The organism is Nocardioides sp. WG-D5 (assembly GCF_054031175.1).
Genome location: NZ_CM132928.1, coordinates 3,806,705 through 3,823,178 on the forward strand (window position 1 = coordinate 3,806,705; position 16,474 = coordinate 3,823,178).

At 68.8% G+C, this 16,474-nt stretch carries 16 protein-coding genes; 13 read left to right on the forward strand and 3 right to left on the reverse strand.

The genetic code is table 11. From position 1 onward, the window contains the following. The first annotated feature begins 128 nt into the window (after positions 1-128). Positions 129-1,190, forward strand: a complete 1,062-nt coding sequence (tsaD, locus tag ACWZJV_RS18515; RefSeq protein ID WP_457177735.1) for a tRNA (adenosine(37)-N6)-threonylcarbamoyltransferase complex transferase subunit TsaD — start codon at positions 129-131, stop codon at positions 1,188-1,190. A 3-nt stretch (positions 1,191-1,193) separates the two neighbouring features. Here tsaD and ACWZJV_RS18520 read toward each other — a convergent pair whose 3' ends face one another. Further along, positions 1,194-2,375, reverse strand: a complete 1,182-nt coding sequence (locus ACWZJV_RS18520) for a class I SAM-dependent methyltransferase (protein WP_457177737.1) — start codon at positions 2,373-2,375, stop codon at positions 1,194-1,196. 131 nt (positions 2,376-2,506) lie between these two features. On the opposite strand from ACWZJV_RS18520, the gene ACWZJV_RS18525 reads away from it, so the two are divergent. The 3 genes from ACWZJV_RS18525 (at position 2,507) to groL (ending at position 5,295) form a co-directional block, all read left to right on the forward strand. After that, positions 2,507-3,103 (forward strand): hypothetical protein, encoded by a 597-nt coding sequence (locus ACWZJV_RS18525; protein ID WP_457177739.1) that lies wholly within the window; start codon positions 2,507-2,509, stop codon positions 3,101-3,103. A gap of 189 nt (positions 3,104-3,292) precedes the next feature. Next, a complete protein-coding gene (gene groES, locus ACWZJV_RS18530; RefSeq protein WP_008362423.1) occupies positions 3,293-3,586 on the forward strand; it encodes a co-chaperone GroES in 294 nt (97 codons plus the stop codon). Positions 3,587-3,675: 89 nt separating this feature from the next. Next, on the forward strand, positions 3,676-5,295 hold the full coding sequence (gene groL, locus ACWZJV_RS18535; RefSeq protein ID WP_008362421.1) for a chaperonin GroEL: 1,620 nt from the start codon (positions 3,676-3,678) through the stop codon (positions 5,293-5,295). An 82-nt stretch (positions 5,296-5,377) separates the two neighbouring features. On the opposite strand, the gene ACWZJV_RS18540 is transcribed toward groL, so the two are convergent. Together ACWZJV_RS18540 and ACWZJV_RS18545 are read right to left on the reverse strand one after the other, a co-directional pair. Beyond that, positions 5,378-6,127 carry a GH25 family lysozyme gene (locus tag ACWZJV_RS18540; RefSeq protein ID WP_457177741.1) on the reverse strand — a complete coding sequence of 250 codons (750 nt, stop codon included), beginning with the start codon at positions 6,125-6,127 and terminating at the stop codon, positions 5,378-5,380. Between the two features lie 19 nt (positions 6,128-6,146). Beyond that, positions 6,147-6,809 carry a DUF305 domain-containing protein gene (locus ACWZJV_RS18545; RefSeq protein ID WP_008362417.1) on the reverse strand — a complete coding sequence of 221 codons (663 nt, stop codon included), beginning with the start codon at positions 6,807-6,809 and terminating at the stop codon, positions 6,147-6,149. Between the two features lie 130 nt (positions 6,810-6,939). Here ACWZJV_RS18545 and ACWZJV_RS18550 point away from each other — a divergent pair, with 130 nt between their 5' ends. From ACWZJV_RS18550 to ACWZJV_RS18590, 9 genes are all read left to right on the forward strand, one after another. Then, positions 6,940-8,469, forward strand: coding sequence for an LVIVD repeat-containing protein (locus ACWZJV_RS18550; RefSeq protein ID WP_008362416.1), 1,530 nt, complete (start codon positions 6,940-6,942; stop codon positions 8,467-8,469). Positions 8,470-8,750: 281 nt separating this feature from the next. Further along, the gene (locus ACWZJV_RS18555) at positions 8,751-9,428 is read left to right on the forward strand and encodes a hypothetical protein (RefSeq protein WP_457177744.1); all 678 of its coding nucleotides are present in this window, start codon (positions 8,751-8,753) and stop codon (positions 9,426-9,428) included. A 66-nt stretch (positions 9,429-9,494) separates the two neighbouring features. After that, positions 9,495-10,280, forward strand: coding sequence for a DUF1684 domain-containing protein (locus tag ACWZJV_RS18560; protein ID WP_457177746.1), 786 nt, complete (start codon positions 9,495-9,497; stop codon positions 10,278-10,280). 54 nt (positions 10,281-10,334) lie between these two features. Further along, positions 10,335-11,246 carry a GNAT family N-acetyltransferase gene (locus ACWZJV_RS18565; protein ID WP_008362413.1) on the forward strand — a complete coding sequence of 304 codons (912 nt, stop codon included), beginning with the start codon at positions 10,335-10,337 and terminating at the stop codon, positions 11,244-11,246. 60 nt (positions 11,247-11,306) lie between these two features. After that, positions 11,307-12,806, forward strand: a complete 1,500-nt coding sequence (guaB, locus tag ACWZJV_RS18570) for an IMP dehydrogenase (protein WP_008362412.1) — start codon at positions 11,307-11,309, stop codon at positions 12,804-12,806. 140 nt (positions 12,807-12,946) lie between these two features. Continuing rightward, a complete protein-coding gene (locus ACWZJV_RS18575; protein ID WP_457177748.1) occupies positions 12,947-13,915 on the forward strand; it encodes an amino acid ABC transporter permease in 969 nt (322 codons plus the stop codon). Next, positions 13,915-14,676 carry an amino acid ABC transporter ATP-binding protein gene (locus ACWZJV_RS18580; RefSeq protein WP_196875540.1) on the forward strand — a complete coding sequence of 254 codons (762 nt, stop codon included), beginning with the start codon at positions 13,915-13,917 and terminating at the stop codon, positions 14,674-14,676. The genes ACWZJV_RS18575 and ACWZJV_RS18580 overlap by 1 nt, the downstream gene beginning before the upstream one ends. A gap of 23 nt (positions 14,677-14,699) precedes the next feature. Beyond that, complete coding sequence (locus ACWZJV_RS18585) at positions 14,700-15,653, forward strand: transporter substrate-binding domain-containing protein (protein ID WP_008362409.1); 954 nt, start codon at positions 14,700-14,702, stop codon at positions 15,651-15,653. A gap of 17 nt (positions 15,654-15,670) precedes the next feature. After that, complete coding sequence (locus tag ACWZJV_RS18590; protein WP_196875539.1) at positions 15,671-16,465, forward strand: DUF1684 domain-containing protein; 795 nt, start codon at positions 15,671-15,673, stop codon at positions 16,463-16,465. The last annotated feature ends 9 nt before the right edge of the window (positions 16,466-16,474 follow it).

Here is a 16,474-nt window from a genome sequence, read left to right on the forward strand (position 1 = left end):
TGTCGGTGGTGAATGAAAGTTCGTTCACGTGTCGGAGGTGAATGAAAATTCGTTCGTCCGCCGAAGCCAGGGCGTCCCCGCCCGGCCCGACGCTGAGCCTCAGAGTGACGTGGAGGCAGAATGGGCTCATGACTTCCGGTGCCCTCGTTGATGAGCCCCTGGTCCTCGGGATCGAGACGTCGTGCGATGAGACGGGAATCGGTGTCGTGCGCGGTCACACGCTGCTGGCCGACGCGGTGGCGAGCAGCGTCGAGGAGCATGCCCGGTTCGGTGGGGTCGTGCCGGAGGTTGCCAGCCGGGCGCACCTGGAGGCGATGGTGCCGACCATCGAGCGTGCCTGCGAGGAGTCGGGGATCAGGCTGAACGACGTCGACGCGATCGCCGTCACCGCCGGCCCCGGGCTCGCCGGCGCCCTGCTGGTCGGGGTGGCCGCGGCCAAGGCCCTCGCTCTCGGGCTCGACAAGCCGATCTACGGGGTCAACCACCTGGCCTCGCACGTCGCGGTCGACCAGCTCCAGCACGGCCCGCTTCCCGAACCCTGCGTGGCGATGCTCGTCTCCGGCGGCCACTCCAGCTTGCTCAAGGTCACCGACATCACCGAGGGCGTCGACCCGATTGGCGCGACGATCGACGACGCAGCGGGGGAGGCCTTCGACAAGGTCGCCCGTCTCCTTGGTCTGGGCTTCCCGGGTGGCCCGGTGATCGACAGAACCGCCACGTCGGGCAGCTCGATCGCGATCGACTTCCCCCGCGGGCTGACCAGCCGCCGCGACCTCGAAAGACACCGCTTCGACTTCTCCTTCTCCGGCCTCAAGACCGCGGTCGCCCGCTGGATCGAGGCCAAGGAGCGCAGCGGCGAGCCGGTCCCGGTCGCCGACGTGGCCGCCAGCTTCCAGGAGGCCGTGGTCGACGTCCTGGTGAGGAAGGCCCTCGACGCGGCCTCCTCCGAAGGCATCGAGGACATCATCATCGGTGGCGGGGTCGCTGCCAACAGCCGGCTCCGCGTGCTCGCCGAGGAGCGGGCCACCAAGCTCGGCATCCGGGTCCGGGTCCCGCGCCCGGGCCTGTGCACGGACAACGGTGCGATGGTGGCGGCTCTCGGGGCGGAGATGGTGGCGAGGGGGCGTACGCCCTCGGCCCTGGATCTCCCGGCCGACTCCTCCCAGCCGATCACGACCGTCCTGGTCTGACCCTCAGAAGGGCCGTACCAACAGACACGTCCCCTCGCCGGCAACCCTGGTGAGCACGATCGTCGCCTCGGCCGAGCCCGACAGCGCGAGCCGTTTGCGGAGCTGTTCGGGCACGACCTGCACGCCGCGCTTCTTGATGGTCAGCTTCCCGATGCCCCGCTCGCGGAGCGCCGCCTTGAGCTGCTTCTCCCGGTAGGGCAGCTCCTCGAGCACCTGATACCCACGGGCGAAGGGCGTCTCGAAGGAGGCGGAGGAGGTGACGTACGCGATGTGCTCGTCGACCAGGTGGCCCTGCACCCCGGCTGCGACGGCGGTGACCAGCCCGGCACGGATCACCGCACCGTCGGGCTCGTAGAGGAACTCGGCGACCTCGCCGACCTCGCCGCCCGGATCGTCCTCGGAGGTGAGCGTCGCCAGGCCGCGCTCGCCGATCACGGTGGCGCGTCGATGCGTGCTGGCCAGCGAGCCCGACCACAGCGCGGCCTCCTTGACCTCGCCCCGGTCACTGACCCACTCGGCCTCGACCTTCTCGGGGACGAGGTCGTGCGGGATCCCCGGAGCGACCTTCACACAGGCATCGCGGTCGAAGAGCGTCTCGACCCACGACCACGGCGGGGTCCACCCCTCGGCGGAGAAGACTCGGCCCTTGGCGCCGCGACGTGCCGGATCGGCGTACGCCACGTCGAACGGGGAATGGTCGACGCCGGTCGCGTCGGCGACGGTGACCGCGCCGGGCAGCCCGAGAGCATCTAGATTCGCCTGGGCGACGGCGACCCGTTCCGGATCGTTGTCGACCCCGGCAGCGGTGAGCCCGGCGCGCGAGGAGGCGATCAGGTCGCCGCCGATCCCGCAGCCGAGGTCGATGACGCTCGCCGCGTCGAAGGCCCGCAGCCGCGCCGACCGGTGGTGGGCGACGGCGAGGCGGGTTGCCTGCTCGAGGCCGTCGGGGGTGAAGTACATCCTGGGTGCCAGGTCGCCGAACTTGGCGGCCGCCTTCCGGCGCAGGTCGACCTGGGTCATCGCCGCGGCCACGCGCTCGGCGGTCTCGTCCTTGCGCAGAGCGGTCTGCACCGCCAGGGCCGAGCCCTTGCCGTCGGCGGCGTCCGACGACGTCATCTCGGTGGCCCGCGCCAGCAGCCGTTGCCCGTCATCGGTCAGCAGCCAGGCGAAGGCATCGAGGTCCATGCACCGATCCTCTCAGGCGAGTTTCCGGACGCGGCAAACTCCATTACCGGGTGGGGTGTTTATGTAGGATCCGCCGAGTGCGTAGATCCCCCCGCATGGTCCCCCCGATCCTTTGGGCAGCCGGAGCCGTCATGACCCTGCTGTCGCTGACGCTCACCCCGCCCGCGTCGGCCGACACCGCGACTCCGGTGAGCCAGTGCTCGTCCGGTGACCGCTCCTACACATCGGTGGGTGCCACGTCCGCCACCGCGACGGCGCCCGACGGCTACCGGATCGCGTCGTTCTGCGTGGTCGGACGCGGGAACGCCGGCGCCGAGAGGCACACGCTCTCCACGCCGCAGCGGACCACGGTCATCAGTCACAGCAGCGGCAAGCAGCTGGAGAGCTACTCGGTGACGTACGTGCAGACCCCGGTCGCCAGCGAGCCCGAATCGGACCAGGAGACCGCGGCGCCGGAGGAGGAACCGACGGCCGACGTCACGGCGGAAGCACCGGAGGAGAAGGTGGAGCAGAGCGGCTCGGCCGGCACCAAGAAGTCCGTGGTCCCGGATGAGCCGTCCTCCCTGGGTCCCCTGCTGAGCGATGGCGAGGAGCTCGAGATCACCACATTCGAGGAAAAGGACGAGAGCGAGGATCGCTGGTCCGTCCTGGTCGTCGGAGGCATCATCGTCCTGGGGCTCGTGGCCGGTGCGATCGCCCTGACAGTGAGGCTCCCCGGACAGCGATAGCCGGGCCTTGCTGGCACTCATTGTGGTCGAGTGCTAACGTCTGCATTGGCACTCTCCCCTTGAGTGTGCCAGCGCTTGCGAGCCGGGTGCGACCCCCGCGACGGCGTACGTGGCAGATCGCAAGCACAGACGTAGCAACACCCACCCAGAATCATCTGACTCCATAGAAGAAATGGGGAGGTCGACACAGTGTCGGTCAACATCAAGCCGCTCGAGGACCGCATCGTCGTGAAGGCCGTCGAGGCCGAGCAGACCACCGCCTCGGGCCTGGTCATCCCGGACACGGCCAAGGAGAAGCCCCAGGAGGGCGAGGTCCTGGCCCTCGGTCCGGGTCGCATCGACGACAAGGGCAACCGCGTCCCGCTCGACGTCGCCGTCGGCGACAAGGTCATCTACAGCAAGTACGGCGGCACCGAGGTGAAGTACGCCGGCGAGGAGTACCTCATCCTGTCGGCCCGCGACATCCTCGCGGTCATCGCCTGACGTCATCCGTCTCGCACAGCGCGGCCGGGCCGGGCGGGGTATGTCCCGGCGGCCACGGCCGCGCGCTGCGTACTAGGGAGTAAATGCATATGCCGAAGATCCTGGAGTTCGACGAGAACGCCCGCCGCGCCCTCGAGCGCGGCGTCGACGCCCTCGCCAACGCCGTCAAGGTGACGCTGGGCCCCAAGGGCCGCTACGTCGTCCTCGACAAGAAGTGGGGCGCCCCGACCATCACCAACGACGGTGTCACCGTCGCCCGTGAGGTCGAGCTGGACGACCCGTTCGAGAACCTTGGTGCTCAGCTCACCAAGGAGGTCGCGACCAAGACCAACGACATCGCCGGTGACGGCACCACCACCGCGACCGTCCTCGCCCAGGCGATGGTCCACGAGGGTCTGCGCGCGGTTGCCGCTGGTGCCAACCCGATGAGCCTCAAGCGCGGTATGGACGCCGCTGCCGCCGCCGTCGGCGACGCGCTGCGTGCCGCCGCTCGTGAGGTCGTCGACGAGTCCGACATGGCCTCGGTCGCCACCATCTCCTCCCGCGACGCGAAGATCGGCGAGATCCTCGCCGAGGCCTTCGCGAAGGTGGGCAAGGACGGCGTCATCACCGTCGAGGAGTCCAACACCACGGGCACCGAGCTCGAGTTCACCGAGGGCATGCAGTTCGACAAGGGCTACATCTCTCAGTACTTCGTGACCGACCAGGAGCGGATGGAGGCCGTCATCGACGACCCGCTGATCCTGCTCGTCCAGGGCAAGATCAGCTCCATCCAGGAGCTCCTGCCGCTGCTGGAGAAGGTCATCGCCGCCGGCAAGCCGCTGTTCATCATCGCCGAGGACGTCGAGGGCGAAGCCCTCTCGACCCTGGTCGTGAACAAGATCAAGGGCACCTTCAACGCGACCGCCGTCAAGGCGCCCGCGTTCGGTGACCGCCGCAAGGCGATGCTGCAGGACATCGCGATCCTGACCGGCGCGCAGGTCGTCGCCGAGGAGGTCGGCCTCAAGCTCGACCAGGTCGGCCTCGAGGTGCTCGGCACCGCCCGCCGCGTGACGGTGTCCAAGGACAACACGACCATCGTCGAGGGTGGCGGCGACGCTGCTGCCGTCGAGGGCCGCGTCGCCGAGCTCAAGTCCGAGATCGAGCGCACCGACTCCGACTGGGACCGCGAGAAGCTCCAGGAGCGCCTCGCCAAGCTCGCCGGTGGCGTCTGCGTGATCAAGGTCGGCGCTCACACCGAGGTGGAGCTCAAGGAGAAGAAGCACCGCATCGAGGACGCTGTCTCCGCGACCCGCGCCGCCATCGAGGAGGGCATCGTCCCCGGCGGTGGCTCCGCGCTGATCCACGCCGTCTCCGTCCTGGAGAAGGACCTCGGCCTCGAGGGTGACGAGGCGGTCGGCGTACGCGTCGTCCGCAAGGCCGCCGACGAGCCGCTGCGCTGGATCGCCGAGAACGGTGGCGACAACGGCTACGTCATCACCACCAAGGTCCGCGACCTCGGCGTCGGCCAGGGCTACAACGCCGCCACCGGTGAGTACGGCGACCTGGTTGCCCAGGGCGTCATCGACCCGGTGAAGGTGACCCGCTCCGCGCTCATCAACGCCACCTCGATCGCGGGCATGCTGCTCACGACCGAGACCCTGGTCGTCGACAAGCCGGAAGAGGAAGAGGCGCCCGCGGCCGGTCACGGCCACGGTCACGGCCACTGACACACAGCCGAGTCGGCGCATCTGACCCCGTGTCTCGCGAGCGAAGCGAGCGGGAGGGGTCGGATGCGCCGACTCGGCGATTTCAGCGGAGCATCAACTCGTCGAGATCGGCGTCGTCCGAGAGCACGTTCATGTCCACGTACGCCTCGTCCTCACTGCCCACACCATCGAGCCGGTCCCGGTTCGAGTACTGCCAGATGGTCCAGTCACGCCCGTCCGGCACCCGCGGCGGCCACGCGACGGAGCGGAACCAGATCGGGTTGTCGGGGTAGGCGTCGACCAGGTAGGCACGATAGGCCGACGGAGTGGTGTAGATGACCGGCGCGATCCCGTAGTGATCCTCGAGGGCAGCCAGCAAGGCGTCGAGGATGGCGCGGATCTCGGTGGCGGGAGGCAGATCACCTTTGAAGCGACCGTAAGGCTCCAGGTCGACGACCGGGGCGAGCGTGCCGGCGACCCGGGGCACCGTGGCGATCATGTTGTGCGCCTGGTCGGCGCCCGGGCTCTCGAAGCTCATGAAGTGGTAGGCGCCGGTCGCGATCCCGGTGCGCTGCGCCTGGGCCCAGTTGGCGGCGAAGCGTGAGTCGACGTGGGAGGAGCCCTCGGTGGCCTTGATCCAGGCGAAGTCGATGTCCTGCTCGGCGACCTGTGGCCAGTCCACGGTGCCGTTGTGGTGGTAGACGTCGATGCCGCGTACGTCGTACTTCGCGGCGAACAGACGGGTCGGCATCACCACGCCGGTGTAGACCAGCGCGGCCATGACCAGCGCGAGACAGGCGACGACGGCGGAGCCGATCAGCACCTGTCGACGACGGGCAGGGGTGAGGGGCACCGCCGCAACGTACCGGTTCTCACAGCTCCGCGAGCAGCTTCTCCATGATCTCGATCTCCACCGACTGGGTGGCCTCGACGTCGGTCGCCATCTCGATCGCCAGCGCGTCGCCGCCCTTGGACGCCATCGGCTCGGCCATCTCCAGGGCGCCCTGGTGGTGCTGGATCATCCCGGTCAGGAAGAGCCGGTCGAACTCCTCGCCTCGGGCCTTGCCGAGTGCGGTCATCTGTTCAGGCGTGAGCATGCCGGCCATGGTGTGCGGGGGATCCGAGGCCCGCGGCACCCTCAGTCCGCGGAGGTCGAGCCAGCCGCTCATCGCCACGATCTCGGGACCCTGGGCCGACTCGATGCGCTTCGCCAGGGAGACGACCTCGGGGTTGACGCCGTGCTCCCGTGCCAGCCGGGTCATCTCCAGCGCCTGGGCGTGGTGGGGGATCATCATGGTCACGAAGTCGGCGTCGGTCTGAGTCCACTCGTCCGTGGCGGCGGCCGACGGCGAGACGGTCCGCGCCGGCTCGCCGGGTGCACCGCCCTGCACCACCGGCGCCGACTGGGTGGCCGCCTCCGGGCTGGGCGAGTGGGAGCCGTGGGAGGCGTGCGCATCGTGCGAGGAACCTCCGCACCCGCCGAGCGACATCGCCGCGAGAACGACCACCGAGATGACGCCGAGTCGCCTGGGCATGTGTCTCCTTCCGAGATGCCGGGGGGATGAACAATTTATTCACATTCCGTGCCGACCATGTACGCGTTTTACTAAAGTTGAGTGGTCATGCCCTGCCACCCCACGGCGGCCGACTCGGAAGGCTTGCACCATGAGGCTTAGACGACCTACCCATTACCTGGCCCCCATCGCGGCGGTCCTGGTTGTCGCAGGAGGGCTGGCCGTCGCCGCCCCGTCCTCCGCAGACGAGTCCCACACCCACGGCACCGAGAGCGAGTCGAGTCAGACGACTCGGGCTCCCGAGGCCCAGACGAGCTGCACGGCCGAAGAGAAGCAGGCGATCACCAAGCTCGGTGACAACTTCGCCTCCGCCTGCGTCGCCGGCAACGACCTCGCCCAGCTGGGCGCCAACAACCCGGTCGTGCCCGCCGGCGAGTCCGACGGCACACCCAACATGCACCTGATCGCCAACATCCCCAAGTCAGGTGCCTTCACGCCCACCAACGCCCTCAACAGCGACCTCGCCTTCCAGGGCCACTACGCCTTCGCCGGCAACTACAACGGGTTCAACGTCATCGACATCAGGAACCCGGCCAGCCCGCGACTCGTGAAGCAGTACGTCTGCCCCGGCTCCCAGAACGACATCTCCGTCTACGGCGACCTGCTCGTCCTCTCCGTCGACTCCAGCCGCAGCAACAACACCTGTGACAACGTGGCGCAGTCGGCCGAGATCAAGGAGTCGTGGGAGGGCCTCCGCGTCTTCGACATCAGCAACCCGCGAGACCCGGAGTACGTCGCCGCGGTCGAGACCAAGTGCGGCTCCCACACCCACTCGCTGGCGCCGAGCAAGGACGGCCGGTCCGTCTATGCGTACGTCTCCTCCTACGGGCCCCGGGCGACCTACCCCGACTGCCAGCCGCCGCACGACAAGATCAGCATCGTGAAGATCCCCAAGCGGGCGCCGGAGCGGGCCGCGGTGGTCGCTGAGCCGGTGCTGTTCCCCGACGGTGGCTACACCAACACCGCCGGCTGCCACGACATCACCACCTACCCGTCCAAGGACATCGCGGCCGGCGCCTGCATGGGCGACGGCATCCTGATGGACATCTCCGACCGCGAGCACCCGGTCGTGACCGAGCAGGTCACCGACACCGAGAACTTCGCGTTCTGGCACTCGGCCACCTTCAACAACACCGGCACCAAGGTCGTCTTCACCGACGAGCTCGGTGGCGGCGGTGCGCCGACCTGCAACCCGGAGACCGGGATGGAGAAGGGCGCCAACGGCATCTACGACATCGAGGACGGCCAGCTCGTCTTCAAGTCCTACTACAAGATGCCGCGCACCCAGTCCAACACCGAGAACTGCGTCGCCCACAACGGCTCGCTGATCCCGGTCAAGGGCAAGGACATCATGGTCCAGGCCTGGTACCAGGGCGGTGTGTCGGTCTACGACTTCACCGACTCGGCCAACCCGAAGGAGATCGCCTGGTTCGACCGCGGTCCGTTCGAGGACACCTCGACGATCGCCGGCCCCTGGTCGACCTACTACTACAACGGCTACATCTACTCCAACGAGATCCAGCGCGGCTTCGACGTCTTCGACCTGCGTGACCCGCGCGTCGCCTCGGCGAAGAGGGTCAGGTTCGACGAGCTGAACGTCCAGGCCCAGCCCTCCTACTGAGCAGAGCCGAGTCGGCGCATCTGACCCCGTGTCTCGCGAAGCGAAGCGAGCGAGAGGGGTCGGATGCGCCGACTCGGCGATTTCAAGGAAAGACCAGCTGATAGCAACCTCCTGGTCACCAGGAGACGCCATGGTTCACGGCGATGACCGAGACGGCTGCCGACGACGACTGTGTTGGTCTCGACACGCTCGCTGGCGCTCGCGGCTCGACCGACGGGACCGTTGGTCGAGCCGCCGGAGCCGCTAGGCGGAGGCGTGTCGAGACCAACACAGTCGCTTGGGTGATCGCAGCCCTCCTCACCCTCCTTCTCCTCCGGCTCCTGTGGAGCATGGTGCGGAACGAGAACCTCCTTCTCGGCGAGGTCGTCGGCCATCTGCTCCACCCGGACGTGCTCGCCGGTGTCTGGCTCACGGTCCGGCTGACCGCGCTGGTCTTCGCGATGGCCGCGGCGATCGGGCTCGTCGTGATCAGGATGGAGAGGTCCGGCAACCCGCTGCTGGGCGGGCTCGCGGCTGCGTACGTCTGGGTCTTCGGCAGCATCCCGGTGCTCGTCCAGCTCCTGCTGTGGAGCAACATCGCGCTGGTCTTCCCCGACATCACCTTCGCGATTCCCGGGGTGCATCTCGATGCGATGCGGCTGGTCACACCCGTCTACGCGGCGATCGCGGGGCTGGCGCTGGCGATGGGAGCGTACGCAGCCAAGGCTCTTCCGGACGACGACCGGCTGACCGCGTCGGGTGACATCCTGGTGACCACGCTGCAGGCGACCAGCCTGGTCTCGGTGCTCTCGATCACCGACCTGCTCGGGGTCGTCCAGGCGCTCGAGGAGCGCAACCACCTGATCATCCCGCTGCTCGCGGTGGCCGCGATCTGGTACCTCGTCCTGGTCACCGCGGCTCGCGGCGCGATCCACCTGGCCCGGCTCGCACGCGGGAGGGGGCAGGCACACAGTCGGTGAAGCCGAGGGTAAAAGTCGGCAACCATTGCAAGACCTGGCAACGCAAGTCTTTGTAGAGTGCGGCGCGTGACTTTCGAGCAGGCCTGGCAGCGATGGCGCGAGCAGCGGGAGGCCGAGCTGAGAAGTCCCGAAGGTTTCCTGGCGATCACCGGCCTGCACTGGCTGGGGCCGAGGCCGCAGCGGTTCCCCGGGATCCCGGGCGTCTGGTCCAACGGTCCCGAGGGTGCCGTCGTCGAGCTCGGCGAGGGCGAGTGGCTCGAGCTCGGCGGTGCCACGCTCGCCGGTCGTCACGTCTTCGGCCACGTCGACCCGATCGGCGTGATCGCGACCTTCGGCGCAGGCACGGTCGAGGTCGCGGACCGTTTCGGCACCCCGGTGCTCCGTCCGCGGCAGCCCGACGGTCCGTTCCTGCGCGACTACACGGGCACCCCGACGTACGATCCGGACCCGTCATGGCAGGTCAAAGCCGTCTTCACCGCCTATGAGACGAGTCGCCCGATCTCGGTCGGCTCCGTGGTCGAGGGGCGTTCGAGCATCATCGACGCGGTGGGGGAGGTCGCGTTCGAGGTGAACGGGCGCCCGCAGCGGCTGATCGCCTTCGACGGCGGCGACGACGAGCTGTGGCTGCTGTTCACCGACGAGACCAGCGGGGTCACGACCTACGCCGCCTGCCGCCAGCTCGCCGTCGAGCAGCCGGTCGACGGCAAGGCCGTCCTCGACTTCAACCGGGCCGCCAACATGCCCTGCGCCTACACGATCCACGCCACCTGCCCGCTCCCGCCGGCGAGCAACCACATCGACGTGCTCGTCGAAGCGGGCGAGCAGACCCCGCCGCGACCGCCCGCCGACTGAAGGTTTAACCGTGGGAAACGGACCAGAAACAGCAGAACAGGCAGACTAGGGCCCATGGCGGGGACGATGTTGTGGAGAGTGCGTACGACGCTGCCGGACCGACCGGGCACGCTGGCGGCGCTGGCGCAGCGCTGCGGTGAGGCCGGGGTCAACATCCTGGGGATGCAGATCTTCCCCGGGCTGGAGGAGGTGACCGACGAGTTCGTGCTGCGTACGCCACCGGGCTGGAACGACCTGCGGGTCGCTGAGCTGCTCGCCTCCGCAGGCGGGTGCGACATGGTGATCCAGCCCGCCAACGAGGCTGCCCTCGCCGACCAGCCGACGCGCTACGTCCAGGCCGCGCGACATGTCCTGGAGCGGCCGATGTCGTTCCCCGAGGTCGTCGCCCAGCTCTTCGACGCCGAGGCCGAGGCGCCGCCCGGGGTCGTCCACGACACCATGGAGCTGCGGGTCGCCGACGTCGACGTCCAGCTCCACCGCACCGCCCCCTTCACCGCGACCGAGCACGCCCGCGGCTCCGCGATGGCCGACCTGGTCAACGACGTCCTCGACCGCAGCCGCGAGTCGGCGGCGATCGGCACCACCCCGCCCGTACGCCGCCTGGGCACCGGGAGCACCCCCGACCTCGTCGTCACCGGTGAGACCGTCACCGCGCTGATCGACGGCGTCGCCGTCGGCATCGGCGAGGTCCTGGGCCCGGCGGACGACGACGAGAACGTACGCATCGTCAACCTGCGCGTCGACCCGGCCTGGCAGCGCCGCGGCATCGGCACCCGGCTGCTGGTCGACACCGCCAGGCTCGCGCACATGCTCGGCGCCGACGAGATCCTGCTCACCACCCAGTCCGACAACCAGGCCGTGCTGCCCATGGTCCTCGCCGCCGGGATGCGCGGCCGGATCCGGATGGCGGGCGACCTGCTGACCGTCAAGGTGCCGGTGCGGGACCTCAAGCCGTTGGACCGGTAGCTCGGGATGAGAAGTCTCGCCGTTTCGGCGATCCCCGGGGCTCGGCCGTAACATTTCTCTATGGAGATCCCGGAGAAGTTCGCGACGCTCGGCCTCACCTACGACGACGTACTCCTGATGCCTGGATACTCGGATCTGGCGCCGTCTGACATCGATACGACCTCCCGGCTGACCCGTGAGATCAACCTCCGGGTGCCGCTGATCTCCGCGGCGATGGACACCGTGACCGAGTCGCGGATGGCGATCGCGATGGCCCGCCAGGGCGGCATCGGCGTGCTCCACCGCAACCTGAGCATCGAGGATCAGGCCTACCAGGTCGACCTGGTCAAGCGCACTCAGACCGGGATCATCTCCAACCCGGTCACCATCGGCCCCGACGCGACGCTGGAGCAGCTCGACAAGCTCGCCGGTGAATACCGGATCTCCGGCTTCCCCGTGGTCGACGTCGACCAGAAGCTGATCGGCATCATCACCAACCGCGACCTCCGGTTCACCCCCGTCGCCGAGTGGGCGACCACGAAGGTCAACGAGGTGATGACCTCCAAGGACCTGATCACCGGCCCCGCCGAGATCTCCCGCGAGGAGGCCACCAAGCTGCTGCGCCAGCACAAGCTGGAGCGCCTCCCGCTGGTCGACACGGACGGTCGCATCACCGGCCTGATCACCGTCAAGGACTTCGTGAAGTCCGAGCAGTTCCCCGACGCCTCCAAGGACGCCCAGGGCCGCCTGCTCGTCGGCGCCGCGATCGGCTACTTCGGCGACGCCTGGGAGCGGGCCACCACGCTCATCGAGGCCGGAGTCGACGTGCTCGTCGCAGACACGGCCCACGGCAACGTACGCATGCTGATCGACATGGTCCGCCGTCTCAAGACCGACCCGGCCACCAAGCACGTCCAGGTCATCGGCGGCAACGTCGCGACCAAGGAGGGTGCGCAGAGCTTCGTCGACGCGGGCGCCGACGCGGTCAAGGTCGGTGTCGGCCCGGGCTCGATCTGCACCACCCGCGTCGTCACCGGTGTCGGCGTGCCGCAGATCTCCGCCGTCTACGAGGCGAGCCTGGCCTGCAAGCCGGCGGGCGTCCCCGTGATCGCCGACGGCGGCCTGCGCTACTCCGGTGAGATCGGCAAGGCCCTCGTCGCCGGCGCCGACACCGTGATGCTCGGCTCGATGCTCGCCGGCACCGAGGAGACCCCCGGGGACACGGTCCTGATCAACGGCAAGCAGTTCAAGGCCTACCGCGGCATGGGCTCGATGGGCGCCATGTCGAGCCGCGGCAAGAAGTCCTTCTCCAAGGACCGCTACTTCCAGGCCGAGGTCACCGACGACGACATGATCGTCCCCGAGGGCGTCGAGGGCCAGGTCGCCTACAAGGGCGCGCTGGCCACGGTCGCCCACCAGCTCACCGGCGGCCTGCACCAGACCATGTTCTACGTCGGCGCGCGCACCATCCCCGAGCTGCAGGAGAAGGGCCGCTTCATGCGGATCACCTCCGCCTCGCTCAAGGAGTCGCACCCCCACGACGTCCAGGTCACCGCCGAGGCGCCCAACTACCACGTCTGAGCTAGCCCGAGTCTCGCGCGAGTCGAGCCCCGGACCCGATGGGTTCGGGGCTCGTCCCATTTTCCGGATGCCTCCTCCGGATCAACGAACCACGGCTAGAATGTTGAGCAAGTTACTCGACAAATAGGTGGTGGTTGCACGTGAGCGTCGATGAGGTCGTACGTCGCCGCCCCCTGCTCGCCCGCGACGGCGACGAGGAGCTCCTCGGTGCCAGGCTCGTCGCGCGGCGCAAGCCGGGGCAGTGGATCTCGGCGGTGCTCGTGCTGCTGGTCGTCGCCGGGATCGTGAAGAGCCTGGTCACGAACCCGCGCTACCACTGGGACGTCGTCGGCGCCTTCTTCCTGCGCCCCTCGATCCTCGACGGGCTGGTGCTGACCCTGTGGCTGACCGCGGCGGTGCTGGTCAGCTCCTACCTGCTCGGCATCGTGCTCGCGGTCATGCGACTCTCCACGAACCCGGTGCTGAGCTCGGTGAGCGCGGTCTACATCTGGTTCTTCCGGAGCGTGCCGCCGCTGCTGCAGCTCCTCTTCTGGTTCCAGATGGCCTCGCTGTATCCGCAGATCAGCCTGGGCATCCCGTTCCTGAAGCCGTTCGTCACCATCGAGACGGCCCATCTGTTCAGCGGCCTGCTCGCGGCCTTCGTCGGGCTCACCTTCGACATCGCCGCGTTCGCCGCCGAGATCATCCGCGGCGGCCTGGTCTCGGTCGAGGCCGGACAGACCGAGGCGGCCAAGGCGCTCGGTCTGTCCAGGGCCCGGATCTTCTGGCGGATCGTGCTCCCGCAGGCGATGCCGGCGATCATCCCGGCCTCCGGCAACCTGCTGATCGGGCTGCTCAAGGGCACCTCGATCGTCTCGGTGATCGCGGTGCAGGACCTGCTCTACTCGGTGCAGCTGATCTACGCGCAGAACTACCTGGTCATCCCGCTGCTGCTGGTCGCCACCATCTGGTACCTGATCCTGGTCACCGTCCTGTCGACGATCCAGTTCTTCGTGGAGCGCTACTACGCCCGCGGCAAGGGTGCGCGCACCGGCTTCTGGCGGCTGTGGCGCGGGCAGCTCCCGCTCGTCCCGCGGTCGCGCCCCCGTCGAGACGTGGAGGTCATCTGATGAGCGAGCCCCTCGTGCGGATCCGCGGCCTGAGCAAGCAGTTCGGCGCCAACACCGTCCTCGACGCCATCGACCTCGACGTCGCCCGCGGCTCGGTGGCGGTCGTCCTGGGGCCGTCGGGCTCGGGCAAGTCGACGTTGCTGCGTACGGTCAACCACCTGGAGAAGCCCGATGCCGGCTTCGTCGAGGTGGACGGCGAGATCATCGGCTACCGCCGCGAGGGAGCCCACCTCAGGGAGCTCTCCGACCGGGCCATCACCCGCCAGCGCAGCCGGATCGGGATGGTGTTCCAGCAGTTCAACCTGTTCCCGCACAAGACCGCGCTGGAGAACGTCGTGGAGGGCCAGCTGGCCGCAGGCGTACGCCGCCGGGCGGCCGAGACGCGCGGACGCGAGCTGCTCGACCGGGTCGGCCTGGCCGACCGGGAGCGCTCCTACCCACGACAGATGTCGGGCGGTCAGCAGCAGCGGGTGGCGATCGCCCGCGCGCTCGCCGTCGAACCCGACCTGATGCTCTTCGACGAGCCGACCTCCGCGCTCGACCCCGAGATGGTCGGCGAGGTGCTCGGCGTGATGAAGGACCTTGCCCGGACCGGCATGACGATGATCGTGGTCACCCACGAGATCGGCTTCGCGCGCGAGGTCGCCGACCAGGTCGTCTTCCTCGACGAGGGCCGGCTGATCGAGGCCGGGGCGCCCGGCGACGTACTCGTCTCTCCCACCCATGAGCGCGCTCGGGCGTTCCTCTCCGCTGTGTTGTGACCCCCTCGAAAGGACCCCACTCCGTGAAGCTCAAGCTCGCCCTGGTCGCCGTCGCGGCCCTCGTCCTCGCCGGCTGCGGCAACGCCTCCGACACGCTCAGCGACGCCGAACGTGGCATCGGGTCGGACGGGTCGGCCTCCGCCGAGCCGGCCGCGATCCCGACCCAGGACGTCGTCTCGGACGTGCAGGCGGACCCGGCGCTGACCGAGCGGCTGCCGGCCGACGTACAGAAGTCCAAGACGCTGATCCTCGGCACCACCGAGGCGACCGGCGAGCAGGGGCTGCCGCACGGTGGCTCGGACCAGTCCGGGGAGCAGATCGGTCTCGACATCGACCTGCGCAACGCGCTCGCGGCCAAGCTCGGGGTGACCTGGAAGACGGAGTTCGGCAGCTTCGAGACGATCGTCCCGGGCACGCAGAGTGGTAAGTACGACGTCGGCCAGGCCAACTTCGCGGTCACCTCCGAGCGGCTCGAGGTCGTCGACTACGCCACCTACCTGCTCGACGGGCAGTCGTTCGTCTCCCGCGAGGACGGCGACCTCGACCAGGTGAAGACGCTGACCGACATCTGCGGCCACACGGTGGCGACCTCGCCGGGCTCCAGCTTCCAGCAGATCCTCGAGGACGGCGCCGCCGAGTGCGAGAAGGCCGGCAAGAAGGCCTACGAGGTGGACTACTTCAAGGACAACGCCGCGATCCTGCTCGGCCTGCAGAACGGCAAGACCGACCTCTACTTCGGGCCGACGCTGTCGCTGAAGTATCTGGTCTCCCACCAGCCCGGTCTGAAGTACCTCGGCGAGCTCAGCCTCACCGACGTCGGCTTCGTCGTCGCCAAGAAGTCGCCGCTGGCGCCGGTGCTCGTCGATGCCATCAACGCGCTCATCGCCGACGGGACGTACAACAAGATCTTTACGAAGTGGGACGTTTCGGACATAAAGCTCGACAAGTCGGAGTTCAATCCGAAGCCGGCATTCTGAACCTTCCGGGAGGACACATGACCGTCATCGACACCGACACCTTCGCCCAGGACTGGATCACCTGGCACGAGGAGCACGAGCGGCGCCGCGCCGACAAGCACGGCTTCCTCGCGATCACCTCGATCCGCTGGCTCACCGAGGAGCCGGAGACGTATGACGACGTGCCGGGAGCCTGGTCGACCGGGCCCGAGGGCATCGTGGTCTCGCTCGCCCCCGGTGAGTCGCTGGTCGTCGACGGTGTCGAGGTCACCGGCCGGCACTCGTTCGGCATCATCGACGAGCGCGGCGGGGTCACCGCCGCGTTCGGCGACGCCGTCGTCGAGATCGCCAAGCGCGGCGGCAACGACATCATCCGCCCCCGCCACCCCGACAACCCGGTCCTGGTCGGCTATCGCGGCACCGAGGCCTATCCGCCGGACCCGAAGTGGGCCGTGCCGGGGCGCTTCGTGGCCTACGAGACGCCCGTGCCGACCACCGTCGGCTCGGTCGTCGACGGCCTCGAGCACGTCTACGAGGCCGTGGGCGAGATCGAGTTCGAGGTGGGCGGTGCCGTGCACAGCCTCATCGCGTTCCCCGGCTTCGCGCCCGACTCACTGCACGTGCTGTTCGTCGACCAGACCTCGGGGAGGACGACGTACGCCGCCAACCGGTCGCTCTCCGTCGGCGCCCCCGACGCGCAGGGCAACGTGGTGATCGACTTCAACCGCGCCACCAACCTGCCGTGCGCCTACACCGACCACGCCACCTGCCCGCTCCCGCCGGCCGGCAACCGGCTCCCGGTCGCGGTCGAGGCGGGGGAGAAGAAGCCGTAGGGGTTCGGG

Bases quoted from the DNA above. Each gene is read 5' to 3' on its own strand.
- ACWZJV_RS18520 (WP_457177737.1), bottom strand. From the start codon at position 2,375: ATGGACCTCGATGCCTTCGCCTGGCTGCTGACCGATGACGGGCAACGG.
- groL (WP_008362421.1), top strand. From the start codon at position 3,676: ATGCCGAAGATCCTGGAGTTCGACGAGAACGCCCGCCGCGCCCTCGAG.
- ACWZJV_RS18580 (WP_196875540.1), top strand. From the start codon at position 13,915: ATGAGCGAGCCCCTCGTGCGGATCCGCGGCCTGAGCAAGCAGTTCGGC.
- guaB (WP_008362412.1), top strand. From the start codon at position 11,307: ATGGAGATCCCGGAGAAGTTCGCGACGCTCGGCCTCACCTACGACGAC.
- tsaD (WP_457177735.1), top strand. From the start codon at position 129: ATGACTTCCGGTGCCCTCGTTGATGAGCCCCTGGTCCTCGGGATCGAG.
- ACWZJV_RS18590 (WP_196875539.1), top strand. From the start codon at position 15,671: ATGACCGTCATCGACACCGACACCTTCGCCCAGGACTGGATCACCTGG.
- ACWZJV_RS18545 (WP_008362417.1), bottom strand. From the start codon at position 6,809: ATGCCCAGGCGACTCGGCGTCATCTCGGTGGTCGTTCTCGCGGCGATG.
- ACWZJV_RS18550 (WP_008362416.1), top strand. From the start codon at position 6,940: ATGAGGCTTAGACGACCTACCCATTACCTGGCCCCCATCGCGGCGGTC.
- ACWZJV_RS18565 (WP_008362413.1), top strand. From the start codon at position 10,335: ATGGCGGGGACGATGTTGTGGAGAGTGCGTACGACGCTGCCGGACCGA.
- ACWZJV_RS18525 (WP_457177739.1), top strand. From the start codon at position 2,507: ATGACCCTGCTGTCGCTGACGCTCACCCCGCCCGCGTCGGCCGACACC.